Source organism: Paracidovorax wautersii, assembly GCF_031453675.1.
Taxonomy (GTDB): domain Bacteria; phylum Pseudomonadota; class Gammaproteobacteria; order Burkholderiales; family Burkholderiaceae_C; genus Paracidovorax.
The window spans coordinates 2,541,227-2,554,448 of sequence record NZ_JAVIZX010000001.1; the positions used below are offsets into that span (position 1 = coordinate 2,541,227).

Sequence of the window (13,222 nt, forward strand, 5' to 3'; positions counted from 1 at the left end):
TGGCTGTCAAGCGTTATGCATAGCCGGATCCCATGTGGAGCCATGCTTGGCTATGGCGTTGAGCATGGTCAGTAGCTTGCGCATGCAAGCGACCAGGGCAACCTTCTTGCGCTTGCCCACTGCCAGCAGGCGTTCGTAGCAGGCCTTGAGCGCTGGGTTGTGGCGCACCGCCACAAGGGTGGCCATGTACAGCGTGCGTCGCACATCTGCCCGCCCGCCCCAGATGGAGCGCTGCCCGCGCATCTGGCCGGAGTCTCGGTTCAGGGGAGCTACGCCCACCAGCGCAGCAATGCGGCGCCGGTCGAGTTTGCCCAGCTCTGGCAACTCGGCCAGCAGCACTGCCACGCTGGCTGCGCCAATGCCCGGCACACTGGCCAGCGCCTGGGCCAGCTGCGAGTGGTGTCCTTGCACATGCGTTGCCACCTCGGCCTCGCTGTCGCCAATCTCTTGCTTGAGGAACTCGATGACCCGCTCGATGCTCGGGCGAGCGGCGGCATGGGCCAGCCGCAGGCGCTGTCGCTCGGCAGTCAGCATCTGCACCAACTGGCGCCGGCGCAGCACCAGTGCCTGCAACTGCTGCAGCTCGGCATTGGCCAGCGGCTTGACGAAGCGTTCGCGCTCGGGGTGTTGGTGCAGCACGCGGGCGAAGGCCGCCAGCATGCGCGCGTCCAGCGCATCGGTCTTGGCAAGAGCGCCCATGGCGCGGGCAAAGTCGCGGGCCGTGCGAGGGTTCACCACGACCACCGCAAGGCCTGCGGCCTGCAGCGCACACGCTGCCTCGAACTCGTAGCCGCCGGTGGCCTCCAGCACCACCAGAGCCGACGTCAAGGCCGATGCCTGATCGACCAGTTGCTCAATGCCAGCTGCGTCGTTGGCGACCTGCCAGGTCTTGGCCTGGCTGCTGCTGGCCACCTCCAGCGTCTGGCTGGAGACGTCAATACCAATAAAAACAGAGTCGGACACGTCCTCTCGCTCCCATCCTTGTCTATGCGAACTACAAGTTCCTACAACCGTTCGGGCTGCAAGAAAGGACGGTCCAGCTCAGGCGCCCAGTGCTCAGTCACGGGCTTCAAACTTCCCAGAGGCGCTTCGGGCTACCTGAACTGGTCCGAGCGTCAAAGATACAAGGCGGCACTGTCGCGGCACTGCGGCGGCGGGCCTTGCCTGACTGCCGGTCTGCCGTGCCGCTCGCCAGCCCGCGCGGGCCGGCTCCACCCGCGAGCGCTGCGGCGCGCTCCAGCCCGTGCACAGGCCAGGCCCCATGTGCGGCGTCCAGGCGCGGCCTGCGTTGCCACGCGCTCCTGCGATCTTGCGGCCTTTGCTGACGGCAACGCGAAACCATTCTTTACAGCCCTTTTTGTGCCTCGGCCGACACTAGCCGTGGCCGGCGGTGCGCGCGTTCAGCGCGGTCGCCGGGCCGCCTGCGCCCTGCGGCGGCGCCCGCACCACAACAACAGAAAGGCAACGAAGGGATGAGTTCTACCGCGACGCACCGTGCTCCGAAACTGCCGCGAGGCGCCCTCTGGGCAACAGCCGCTCTGGCGCTGGCCTTGACGGCCTGCAAGGACCAGACAAGCGCTCCCGCCGCCGCACCGGCCCAGCCTGCCACGCCGGCCGTCCCCGCCACGCCGGCGACCCCCGCAGCACCGGCTGCACCGACCGCTCCCGCAACCCCCGCGACACCTGCCGCCCCTGCGGCAGCGGCCTCGCCGGCACCGGGGGCCGCGCCAGCCGCCGCAGCCCCGCGCAAGCTGCCCCTGGGCGTGCAGGGCGTGGCGCCCGCTGGCGTCACCGTGCGGGTGAAGGGCGCGGAGATCGGCGGCGATGCGACGGTGCTGGACGTGAGCATCTCGTTCGCCAACCGCATCACCGATTCCACCATGCTGGCCCTGGCCGACACGTATATCCAGGACGAGTCCGGCGCCAAGCTGCACATCAAGCGCCCGGAGGGCAACCGCGACCTCACCATCCGCGAAGGCGAGACGCTCAACGGCCAGCTGGTGTTCCTGGGCAGCGTGCCGCCCACCGCCCGGCAGCTGAAGCTGGTGTTCAATGACGGCGCCCAGGGCGACAACATCGTCTCGCCTGGCTTCTCCATCGACCTTCCCCTGCAGGGCGGTTGATGCGCGGCGCCCCATGGCAACGCCGCCTGGCCACGGCGCTGCTGGCGGGCAGCGCGTGTGCTGCCGCCGTCGCCCAAGGCCTGCTGGTGGAGCGCAGCGGGCGGCCCCTGGCCCAGGCCCCGACGGCATTGCAGCCGGTGGCCGAGGCGCCCCGAACGCAGTTGAGTCCCCAGAACGTGCAGGGCGGGCTGTCGCCCCAAGGGCCTGCCACCCGGCTGCAGCCGCAGGCCGGGCCGGCGACGGTGCTGCGCGAGGCCGAGGTGCCGGCGGCACGGCTCGCACAGACCCGGGCGCTGCTCGCGGAGTTGAAGGCGCAGCCCACGCCCCAGCAGGCCATCTCCGTCGATCTGCCCGCCGACGTGCTGTTCGACTTCGACCAGGCGACGCTGCGGCCGGACGCCGCGGCTCCGCTCGACAAGGCGGCCGAACTGATCAAGAGCTATGCCCAGGCGCCGCTGCAGGTCGTCGGTCACACCGACAGCAAGGGCACCGACGCCTACAACGACGACCTCTCGCTGCGCCGGGCGCACACCGTGGCCCAGGCGCTGCAGCAGCGCACGGCGCGTCTGCCCCAGGCGCTGGGACGGGGCGAGCGCGAACCGGTCGCCCCCAATGCGACGCCGGACGGGCGCGATGACCCGCAAGGGCGCCAGCGCAACCGCAGGGTGCAGATCCTGATTGGTGCGCTTCCCGGGGCCGGGGCACGGAACTGAGTGGATGGCGGCGCCGCCACCGCGGCAATGTGCGCAGGGCCCAGGGCTGTGTCTTGGACGGGCTGCGGCGTGGCCGTCCCTCCGGCCGGCGCAGCGGGGCCGCGTGCTATGTGGGGCGGGTAGCGCTGCGCGCTACGTGGGCCGGGCAGCGCTGCGCGCGACCGCCCAGTGGTTGTCCATGCGGGCGCCGTCCAGGCTGCGGGCATGTGGATGGCGCTGCGGGTGCTGGAGTGCGTCCTGCAGCGAATGCGTCACCCCCGCCGCCCAGAGCTGCTGGCGGTCCACCGCCAGCGCGCAGACCTCGGACAGGGCGACCAGGCCGTGCCAGGCGCCTTGCGGCGCGAAGGTGGCGATGCCGTTCGCCCGCGGACAGCTCACGGCCCAGCCCGATGCCGTGGCCGCAATGCTGCCGCCGTAGCCGTGGATGCTGCGGGCAACGTCTTGCGGGGCGCTCGCCACACGCAGCGCCTGGCCGTCGAAGAGGGCGAGGATGGGCGCCGAATGCCTGGTCGCCAGGTCGTCGTGCTCGGCCTGCAGGGCGACGCCCAGCACGCGGCGGTCGGTACTCCAGGCCAGGTGGCGCAGGCTCAGGCGCGGGTCCTGCAGCCGCCATTGGCCCAGCAGCTCGCCGCTGCGGACGTCCAGGCGCACGATGGAAGAATCCATGGTGTGCAGGTCGCGCTTGACGCGGCCGGTCTCCGGTGCCGTGGGCACGCCGCCGTTGGCGACGATGAGGGTGCGCTCGCCGCTGCCTTCGGCCGCGGGCGCCCAGAGGAGTTCATGCGCGTCGATGCCGTGCGTGGACCATTCGGCCTCGGTCTCCAGGCTGCGCGCATCGCGCCGGGCGACCAGGCTGGCACCGGTATCGATATCGGTCTCGGTCGTGTAGATGTGGCGGCCGTTGGGGCTGCCGATCACGTGGCCGTTGAACGAGCGCGTGGGGTCCACCCAGTGCCAGAGCGGCTCGGCGTCGGCGCCGCCAGGATGCCAGCGCAGCAGCCAGTCGCCGGGCCGGCGTGCCGTAGCCAGGATGCTGCCGTCCGGCAGCGGGTGCACGCCGTGCGCGCGCGTGGGCACTTCCAGTTCATGCAGCACGCTGACGGGGGCGTCGGGGGCTCCGGGCGCGGCCAGCAGCCCGATGCGGTATCCGCCGTCCGCCTGCTGCCAAGCGGCGGCCAGCTGCAGCGCGCGGAGCGGCTCGGCGGCCGCCCGTGCGAGCATCGGTGCGGTCAGCAGGCCGCTGACCCAGGCCAGGGCGCCGCGCCGCGACACAAGGGGTGAGAAGGCCGCCATGGCCCGATCAATCCCCGTCGGCATCCGAGAAGCCGATGCTCACCTGCAGCGCGGGCGCGATCTCGGCCTCTGCCAGGCGCTTGAGGGCGGACAGCGCCTTCGCCACCTGCTGCACCTGCGTGCCGTTGTTCTGGCCGGCGCGGGTCAGGGCCGAGAAGGCGGAGTCGATGTCCTGCGTGGTCTTCACCAGCCTGTCGGCCAGCGGGTTCAGGCCGCGGCCGCGCAGGTAGGTTTCGAGCGGTACCAGCGCCTGTCCCGGGGCGGGCACGGCGGCCTCGGCGGGCAGCACCGCCAGCGTGCGCAGCGTGCTCCATTCGGCCGTCCAGGCCTCGGCGGTCAGTGCGCTGGCGGCGCGCGGGTAGTCGGGCGCGCGCGTGCCCTTCGCGGCGCGCAGAGGCTTTTCCATGTGGGCCCAGCGCAGGCGCTCGATGCCGCCCACCCACTGGTTGATGAACTCGCCCATGGCCTGGGTGGAGCGCTCCTGCTCGTCCTCGGCGCCCCAGTCAGTGGTGGATGCCTCCTTGAACGCGGCTTGCAGCGCCAGCGCCTCGCGCTCCACATCCAGGGCGACTTCGACGGCGTAGCTGCAGGCCGGCGATGCGGGCCGCACGGGCTGCGTCCACAGCAGCCACTCCAGCGCCGGCAGGCCCTTGGCAGGCGTGCCCACGCGCTCGAACGCTTTCGCGCCCTGAGGCTGGGTCTTGATGGCGCGCTCGATGAGCTGCGGGCGGGTGGGCGCGAAATCGATCTGCCGCTGCGCGCGCCGCGACACCACGGGGCCGACGGCCACGGCGGAGAGGCTTTCCCAGGCCAGCATGGCCTTCTGCCACGCCGTGCGCGCATCGCCCAGGGCGGCCTCCGGCTGGGCAGCCGGGGCGGCGCACAGGGCGCGCAGTGCCGCTGGCAAGGCCTGCGATACCTGGGCAAAGTCGGCCGAGCGGGGCTGGCCCCAGTGGGCATACAGGCCTTGCAGCGCATGCGTGGTGTCGTAGAACGGCACGGCGTCCTGGCGCCATTGGCTCTGGGCGTTCGCTAAGGGCGCGAGCAGGGCGCCCGCGGCCCACAGGGCGGCGCAACCCAGGCGCCGGACGGCAGATGGGGAGGGAACAACGGTCATAGAGACTCCACGAACTTGACCAGCGCATCGCGCTCGGCCTGGTCCATTTTCAGCACATTCTGCTTGGCGCCCTCGGCCTCGCCGCCATGCCACAGCACAGCCTCCAGCACGCCGCGGGCGCGGCCGTCGTGCAGCAGGCGGGTGTGGCCGTTCACGTCCTTGATGAGGCCGGTGCCCCACAGCGGCGGGGTCTTCCACTGCCGTCCGCTGGCGGCGAAGTCGGGGCGGTTGTCGGCCAGCGCCTCGCCCATGTCGTGCAGCAGCATGTCGGTATAGGGCCAGATGCGCTGGCCGTGCAGGGCCTTGCTGGTCAGGCGCGGGAACACGCCCTCATTGGGCCCGCTCTTGGTCACGTAGCTCGGCCGGTGGCAGGTGGCGCACTGGGCCTGGGCGAACAGCGCCTGGCCGCGCAGCACCTGCGCATCGTTGGTGTTGCGGCGGGCCGGCGGGGCCAGCGTGGCCTGGTAGAACACCACGTCGTCGAAGGTCTTGTCGTCGATCTCCACGCCGGGCTGGCCCTTGGTGCCGGCGCTCTTGCCGCTGGGCGCGGCGAGGCAGTCCTTCTGTGCGGGGGTACAGGTCTCGGCAGGGAAGTGGCGCGAGGTGATGCCCATGTCGCCCTGGAAGGCGCCGCCGGTCTGGTGGGCGATGGTGGCCACGTTGCCTTTCCAGCCGAAGCGGCCGATCAGCATCTTGCCGGACGGCGCGTCCCACACGCGGTTGGGCACGCCGCGGATGAGGCCGCCGGCCCGGGCCTGGTCCGCCGCATTGGCGAGGATGTCCGCTTCGTCGATGGCCTCCAGCAGACCCACACCGATGATCTGCGGCGCGATGCGCGGACTGACCATCACGTCCTTGTGCATCGGTCCGTAGCCCAGGTCGGCAAAGCCGTAGTGGGGCTTCAGCAGGCTGTAGGGGGTGCCGTCGGCGAACCGGCCATTGAGGGTCTCGTAGCGCAGCGTCACGCGGCCTTCGGGCTTGACCCCGGTGATGGCCGCGTTGTTGAACTGGTCGCCATACACCGGGTCGTGCTTGGGCCCGCCGTGTGCGTCGGCACCGGGAATCGACAGGCGCATGAGCAGCGCCACCGTCGGGTCCCGGGTCTCGCCCAGGCGGTTGAAGATCTCCGGCGGCTCGCCGCGGCCGTCCTGCACGTGGCAGCCGCCGCAGGAGCGCGCGATGAAGTGCGGTCCGAGCCCGTCGCGCGCCTTGGTGGAGGCCGGTGCCTCCACCCAGTTGCGGCGGAAGAACGAGTTGCCGATCACGAAGCGCGTGCGCTCCGGATCCTCCAGGTTCGCGGCAGGGAACGAAAAGGCGTTGCGGCCCGTGGCGTACACGGTGGTGTCGCCACCGGTCTTCTCGCCCAGCGGATCCGCATCCGTGGCCGCCGTGAGCCCGCCCATAGTGAATACGCCGGCACTGGCTAAGAACAAGCGCCAAGCTTGGCGACGGTAGGGGGCAGGTGAAAGCATGTCGATGTGACGGCGCCTAAGTCAGGTCACCGCGAATGGGGAGGGCGCGGCCGCGCCAGTGGCCGCCGCGCAAGGGCCGCCCCGCCGCGCTGGCGGCGTCCCCCTTCCCGCATCGCGCAGCGGTGCGAGAGAAGGGGGAAGCGGCGCAGCCGCTCAGGGGGTTGTCGCATGTTCAGGGCTGCACCAGCGTCAGCTTGGTGATGCCGATGGCGTTGGCGGCCTCGACCAGGTCCTTGCTTTGCTGCGTCAGGCTGTCGATGGTCTTCTGGATGCGCAGGCGGCCGGGAGCATCGTTGCCGCCGATGATCTCACGGTCGAAGGGGGCCTGGATGCCTTCCGCAGCCTGCACCGAGGCGGCAATCTGTTTGGAGGTCTTGTCCGCCAGCGCCGCATCCTTGGCGACGACGAGGTCGCGCAGCGAGGCACCCTTGACGACGCTGCCATCGGCGCGCTTGTACTCGCCCAGCCACACGTTCTGGATGCCCTGGGCATTGGTGACCGCGTCGCGGTGGGTGTTGTCCGAGAAGCACGAATGCTCGTCTTCCTGGTCCTGGCTGTTCAGCGCCACCTCCAGCCGCTCGCCGGCCAGTTCGCCGCGCGACAGCGAACCCAGGCCCACCAGCATCTTGCGCACCGACTCCTGACCACCCTTGACGAACTGGGCGCGGTAGTTGTTCTTGGCCTTCGGATCCCAGGCCTTCACCAGGAAGGTCAGGTCGTCGATGAGCAGCTCGGTCACCACGTTCAGGTACTGGCGGCGGCGGTCGGCGTTCTTGGCCTTGCCGTCCACGAAGTCCTCGAAATTGCGATCGCCCGGGCCGGTCTCGGACAGGTCCTGGCCCCACAGGAAGAACTCGATGGCATGCCAGCCCGTGGCGATGTTCTCCTCGCCGCCGCGCTCGTTCTGCGCGGCCAGGGCCTTCTTGGTGATGGCGAACTTGCGGTTGTTGATCAGGCCTGAATCGGGCTTGCCTTCCACGCTGTCCACATACGACTCATCCATCGGCCAGGCATTGAGCTGGCCTTCGGGGCCGTTGTCGTCGTCGATCGGGCCGCCATAGAACCGGAAGGCTTCGGTCTGGCCGTAGAACTCGCGGGCGGCCAGCCAAGTCTTGCGGGCTTCGGCCAGCGTCTCCGCCGACGGCTTGGCGGTGAACGCCTTGATCGCGGTCTGCATGGCCTTGGCGCTGTTCAGTGTGTCGAGGTAGTTGGCATGCACCAGCGTGGCGTAGTGCGTGGCCACGGCGTTGGCCGTGACCGGCTGCTGGGCGGTCGTGGCCGCCGCCTGGGGAGCCTGCTGCGCCAGCGCCATCGGGCCCAGCGTGCACGTGGCCAGCACGGCGGCGATGGCGGTGGTCTTGAAGAGGTGGCTTGTCATGCAATGTCTCCTGGAACGAAAGGTGGCGGTGGCGGGCCCGTAGCGCATGTGCTGCCGCGGGCAGCGGCATGCCGATGCCACGCGTTGCGTGGAACGGGAGGGGCCGGGAGGGGAGGGCGAACCTGACGCTGGGTGGTGCGCGCGGGGCTGCACTGCCGGTCGGTTCATGGCGCGGGTGATTATATGAATGCGATTTATTTGCATCTTTCAATCTCTGTCGCCGTGCAAGGGATAGCGCGGCAGCGGGGTGTCTTGCGGATGTCACGGAAGCTTCACGCCGACGTCATCGGCGGTTTCTACGCTCCCGTGGTTTGCACAACCTACCCACCCACGAGGACTTCCATGATCGATCCCGATGACATCGGCTACAACTCCACCAGCAACCCGTCGTTCTCGACCCTGGTGGAGGAGCGGCTGAGCCGCCGCAACCTGCTGCGGCGCAGCGCTGCCACGGCGGGCGGTGCGATGCTGGGCAGCATGTCCCTGGCGGCTTGCGGTGGCGGCAGCGATGACCCGGTGGCTGCCCCAGCACCGGCTCCGGCCCCCGCGCCTGCACCGGCGCCCGCCCCCGCTCCAGCGCCGGCCGGCGTCAAGCTGAGCTTCAACCCGGTGGCCAAGAGCCTGGCGGACGCCGTGATCGTCCCCCCGCCGGCTACACCGCCAGCGTGCTGTACCGCCTGGGCGATCCGATCGCCGCGGGCGTGGCCGCCTACAAGAACGACGGTACGGACGATCCGGCCACCTACGACCGCCGCGCCGGCGACCACCACGACGGCATGACCTGGTTCGGTGTCGGCACCAACGGCGCCTGGGATGCCAAGGCCGGAAACCGCGGCCTGCTGGTGATGAACCACGAGTCCCTGACCCCCGTGTTCCTGCACCCCGCCGGCCGCACGGTGGTGGGCGGCGTTCGCACGGTGGCCAGCGAAGTGCGCCGCGAGTTCTTCCTGCACGGCGTGAGCGTGATCGAGACGAACAAGGGCGCCGACGGCAAGTGGACCTACAAGCAGGACTCCACCTTCAACCGCCGCGTGCACACGCTGACGCCGATGGAGCTGTCCGGCCCCGTGCGCGGCACGGACTACGTCAAGACCCGCTACTCCCCCGCCGGCACGGGCACGCGCGGCACGGTCAACAACTGCGCCAACGGCACCACGCCCTGGGGCACCTACCTCACCTGCGAAGAGAACTGGTACGGGTACTTCTCGCGCACGCCGGCCACCGACGACGCCCGGCGCACCGCCAAGGAACTGGCCGCCATCAAGCGCTACGGCGTGGGTCCGCAGGCCTTCTACGGTCTGTGGGGCACGACGCAGGGCGCTGCTGATTCGACCGAGCAGGACACCTTCGACCGGTGGAACCTCGATGTCACCGGCGCCACGGCGGTGAACGACTACCGCAACGCCCACAACACCTACGGCTGGGTGGTGGAGATCGACCCCTTCAGTCCCACCAGCACGCCGCGCAAGCGCACGGCCCTGGGCCGCTGCGGCCACGAAGGCGCCTGCTTGGGCACGGTGGAAGCCGGCAAGCCGCTGGTCTGGTACATGGGCGACGACGCCCGCAACGAGTACATCTACAAGTTCGTCTCCAACCGCAATTGGGACCCGGCCGACGCCACGGGCGGCCTGGCCGCCGGCGACAAGTACATGGACGACGGCAAGCTGTACGTGGCCAAGTTCAACGCCGATGGCACGGGCGAGTGGGTGGAGCTGGCCTTCGGCAAGAACGGCATCACGGCCTCGGCGGCCAACTACGCCTTCGCCGACCAGGCCGACGTGCTGATCCATGCACGTCTGGCGGCCGATGTGGTGGGCGCGACCAAGATGGACCGCCCCGAGTGGACGGCCGTCAACCCGAAGACGGGCGAGGTGTACGTGACCCTCACCAACACCAATGCCGCTTCGCGCCCCATCGACAAGACCGATGCCGCCAACCCGCGCTTCTACAACGACCCCAAGGGCGCGACGGCGCAGATCGGCAACCCCAACGGCCACATCGTGCGCTTCGCGGACAGCGGCGGCAACGCCGGCACCACGCTGGCCTGGGACGTGTACCTGTTCGGCGCACGCTCCACGGCGTCGGCGAACATCAACATCTCGGGTCTCAGCGCCGACAACGACTTCTCCAGCCCCGACGGCCTGTGGTTCAGCCACGCCACGCCGGGCCTGGCATGGCTGGAAACCGATGACGGCGCCTATACCGACGTGACCAACTGCATGCTGCTGGCCGCGGTGCCGGGCAAGGTGGGCGACGGTGCCAAGCAGACCATCACCAACGTGAGCGGAGCCACGAGCCGCACGCAGGACACCATCGTCGGTGCCAAGCCGGGCGAGAAGGACACGCAGCTGCAGCGCTTCCTGGTGGGCCCCAAGGGTTGCGAGATCACCGGCATCGCCGAATCGGGCGACGGGCGGGCGGTGTTCGTCAACATCCAGCATCCCGGTGAAGACACCAAGGACGCGGACATCGGCGACGCCACCAAGTACCAGAGCCACTGGCCCGACGGCGGCACCTCGCGCCCCCGCTCGGCCACGGTGGTGATCACGCGCAACGACGGCGGCCTGGTCGGCGTCTGAGTTCCAGCGCGCAGCAAAAAGGGCGGCCCCGTGGCCGCCCTTTTTTTCTTGTCTTGTGGTTGCCGCTGCTGTGCGCGGCCCCGGATCAACCCGGCCGTTCAGTCCAGGCGGACGTCTTCCGCAGGTTCGGGCGTCGCCGGTTCAGGCGCTTCGAAGCTGTCGCGGAAGGTGAACACGACCGAGGTGAAGAACATGCCGGCCAGCATCAGCGCCGTGGCCACCAGAATGCCGCTGCTGGCCACGGTGCCCAGCCCGACCAGCGTCAGCAAGGTCATGAGCACGCTCACGACGATGCCCGCGCCGAGGAACACCCCCATCCAGGAAAGCCCGTACACCGTGAACGCGCCGAAGTTGCGCAGGCAGGCCACGATGCTGAAGAACAGCGCCTTCACCGGCGGGATGTTGTGCCAGTGCACCAGCCCGGGTGCGTGCCAGAACAGCAGCGACAGCGGCAGGTACAGCGCCAGCGACAGCCACATGGCGGCCTGGAATTCCCCGCTCTGCGCGAGTTCGGGCGTCAGGGGCGCGCCGCCCAGGTAGACCCGGGCGAACTGACCGCCGTCCACCAGGGCCGACAGCCCCATCACGGCCAGAAAGCCCACGGCGTACAGGGCGCCCAGCGTCAGCATGGCGCGCAGCCGCTGCTGGCCGGTGCGGAACGCCACCAGCAGCAGGGCGGGCGTGGGGAAGCGGCCGAGCGTCGTCTCCGCGGCCGCGACCATCATGGCCAGGGTGGCCGACGGCAGCAGCGCCAGCGCGACGGCCGGGCCGACGAGCGGCAGCATGGAGGCCAGCGACATGGCCGTCATGGTCATGAAGAACAGCGCCGCCAGGGCCAGCGGCTGGCGCCAGAAGGCGCGGATGCCGAGGCGAACCCATTCCAGACCCGTGCGAGCGGGGACGATGTGCAGTTTCATGAGGTGGTGGTCGTGAAGCGCATCCCTGCCGGGCGCAGGGACGGTGCGTGGTCGGTGAATTTACCGCAGTGGCCGGAGAGCGCCGTGGCACGGGGCCTTTGGGCGGAGCTCAGAACGTGTTCGCGATCTCGCGCGGCCACTGGAAGATCGTGACCACGTTCTCAGGCGTGGACCGGATGGGCCAGCCGCTGGCGCAGCACGCGCTCGAAGTGCGTCGGGTCGTGCGGGGTGAGCATGGCGGCTTCGCGCGGCAGGTGGAAGTCCCACAGGCGGGAGATCCAGAAGCGCAGCGCTCCGGCCCGCAGCATGGCCGGCAGCAGCGCACGCTCGTCTGCAGAGAGCGGGCGCACGGCCTGGTAGGCCTGCAGCAGCGCTGTGGCGCGTGCGGCATCGTGGGCGCCGGTGGCCAGATCGATGCACCAGTCGTTCAGGCACACGGCCAGGTCGAACAGCCAGGTGTCGACCCCGGCGAAGTAGAAGTCGAAGAAGCCGGTGAGCTCCTCGCCGTCGAACATGGCGTTGTCGCGGAACAGGTCGGCATGGACGGGACCGCGCGGCAGGGCCGCATAGGCGGACGAGGCTGCGACATGGTTCTGGTAGGCCAGTTCGGATTGCAGCAAGGCGGCCTGGCCCGCGTCCAGGTGCGGCAGCACCACGGGCACGGTCTCGTTCCACCACGCCAGGCCGCGCAGGTTGGGCTGCCGGCGGTCGAAGTCGCGGCCGGCGAGGTGCATGCGCGCGAGCAGGGTGCCGAGGGCCGCGCAGTGCACGGGCTGGGGCGCCAGCTGGCTCTTGCCGCGCAGCTTGTTGACCACGGCGGCGGGTTTGCCGGCCACGGTGTGCAGGATGTCGCCGTCCTGGTCCGCTTGCGGGTCGGGCACGGGAATGCCGGCGTGCGCCAGGTGCTTCATGAGGTGCAGGTAGAACGGCAGCTGGGCGGCGGACAGGCGCTCGAACAGGGTCAGCACGTACTCGCCCTGGTCGGTGGTGGCGAAGTAGTTGGTGTTCTCGATGCCGCCCTCGATGCCGCGCAGGTCGGTCAGGGTGCCCAGCTGCAGGCGGCGCAGCAGATCGCTGGCCTCGGTGGGAGAGACTTCGGTGAAAACGGCCATCGATCGATCGGTCAGCGGAAAACGGTCAGCGCGACGCAGTGCGCGGGCGGGGAGGCGGAAGAAGCAGAAGAGGACGGGCGCAGCGGGCGGCCCGCTGTGGCCGTGGCCCGGTCAGAAGCGGCCGACGTTCCAGACGCGCGGGCCGGTCACCGTCTCGGCGCCGCTGCGGCTGCCGGCACGCGAGCGGACGCCGTCGGACGACTGCACCTCGTACTCGGGCATGGTGCCCACCTTGGGCTGCACGGTGATGGAACGGGTCTGGCCGCCCACGCGCAGTTCGTTCACGCGGCTGCCTTCGTCCTCCACCTGGATGCGCTCCACGCGTTGGTTCTGGCGGTCACCGCGTTGCTCCTGTTCCAGGAGCGCCTGGCGCTCGCCAGTATTGGGCTGGGAGCTGTTTTGGCTGGCAGTCTGGGCCAGAGCCGGGCCGGAAGCCAGGGCCAGAAGGAGGAGGGTGTGGGCGGCGCGCATGGCGGGATTGTAGGCTGCGTCTGCCCCGCCCAGCCGTAGGACGCCGC

At 70.1% G+C, this 13,222-nt stretch carries 10 protein-coding genes and 1 pseudogene; 3 read left to right on the forward strand and 8 right to left on the reverse strand.

Features of this window, described 5'->3' with window-relative positions:
- Positions 1 to 6: 6 nt before the first annotated feature.
- Positions 7 to 963 carry an IS110 family transposase gene (locus QE399_RS11480; protein WP_309828877.1) on the reverse strand — a complete coding sequence of 319 codons (957 nt, stop codon included), beginning with the start codon at positions 961 to 963 and terminating at the stop codon, positions 7 to 9.
- A 587-nt stretch (positions 964 to 1,550) separates the two neighbouring features.
- On the opposite strand from QE399_RS11480, the gene QE399_RS11485 reads away from it, so the two are divergent.
- Together QE399_RS11485 and QE399_RS11490 are read left to right on the forward strand one after the other, a co-directional pair.
- A complete protein-coding gene (locus QE399_RS11485) occupies positions 1,551 to 2,123 on the forward strand; it encodes a hypothetical protein (RefSeq protein WP_309828879.1) in 573 nt (190 codons plus the stop codon).
- Positions 2,123 to 2,836, forward strand: a complete 714-nt coding sequence (locus QE399_RS11490; RefSeq protein ID WP_309828880.1) for an OmpA family protein — start codon at positions 2,123 to 2,125, stop codon at positions 2,834 to 2,836. The genes QE399_RS11485 and QE399_RS11490 overlap by 1 nt, the downstream gene beginning before the upstream one ends.
- Before the next feature lie 132 nt (positions 2,837 to 2,968).
- Here QE399_RS11490 and QE399_RS11495 read toward each other — a convergent pair whose 3' ends face one another.
- The 4 genes from QE399_RS11495 to QE399_RS11510 form a co-directional block, all read right to left on the reverse strand.
- Complete coding sequence (locus QE399_RS11495) at positions 2,969 to 4,129, reverse strand: DUF1513 domain-containing protein (RefSeq protein WP_309828882.1); 1,161 nt, start codon at positions 4,127 to 4,129, stop codon at positions 2,969 to 2,971.
- Positions 4,130 to 4,136: 7 nt separating this feature from the next.
- Positions 4,137 to 5,246, reverse strand: a complete 1,110-nt coding sequence (locus tag QE399_RS11500; RefSeq protein WP_309828884.1) for an imelysin family protein — start codon at positions 5,244 to 5,246, stop codon at positions 4,137 to 4,139.
- The gene (locus QE399_RS11505) at positions 5,243 to 6,649 is read right to left on the reverse strand and encodes a di-heme oxidoreductase family protein (protein WP_309832042.1); all 1,407 of its coding nucleotides are present in this window, start codon (positions 6,647 to 6,649) and stop codon (positions 5,243 to 5,245) included. Before QE399_RS11505 ends, QE399_RS11500 begins: the two co-directional genes overlap by 4 nt.
- A gap of 241 nt (positions 6,650 to 6,890) precedes the next feature.
- Positions 6,891 to 8,096: an imelysin family protein gene (locus tag QE399_RS11510; RefSeq protein ID WP_309828886.1), complete on the reverse strand. Its 1,206-nt coding sequence runs from the start codon at positions 8,094 to 8,096 to the stop codon at positions 6,891 to 6,893.
- A 342-nt stretch (positions 8,097 to 8,438) separates the two neighbouring features.
- On the opposite strand from QE399_RS11510, the pseudogene QE399_RS11515 reads away from it, so the two are divergent.
- A pseudogene (locus QE399_RS11515) lies at positions 8,439 to 10,675 on the forward strand (PhoX family protein).
- Positions 10,676 to 10,773: 98 nt separating this feature from the next.
- Here the strand turns inward: QE399_RS11515 and QE399_RS11520 are convergent.
- The 3 genes from QE399_RS11520 to QE399_RS11530 form a co-directional block, all read right to left on the reverse strand.
- Positions 10,774 to 11,592: a BPSS1780 family membrane protein gene (locus tag QE399_RS11520; protein WP_309828887.1), complete on the reverse strand. Its 819-nt coding sequence runs from the start codon at positions 11,590 to 11,592 to the stop codon at positions 10,774 to 10,776.
- Positions 11,593 to 11,753: 161 nt separating this feature from the next.
- Positions 11,754 to 12,704, reverse strand: coding sequence for a homoserine kinase (locus tag QE399_RS11525; RefSeq protein WP_309828889.1), 951 nt, complete (start codon positions 12,702 to 12,704; stop codon positions 11,754 to 11,756).
- A 111-nt stretch (positions 12,705 to 12,815) separates the two neighbouring features.
- A complete protein-coding gene (locus QE399_RS11530) occupies positions 12,816 to 13,175 on the reverse strand; it encodes a hypothetical protein (protein ID WP_309828891.1) in 360 nt (119 codons plus the stop codon).
- Positions 13,176 to 13,222: the final 47 nt, after the last annotated feature.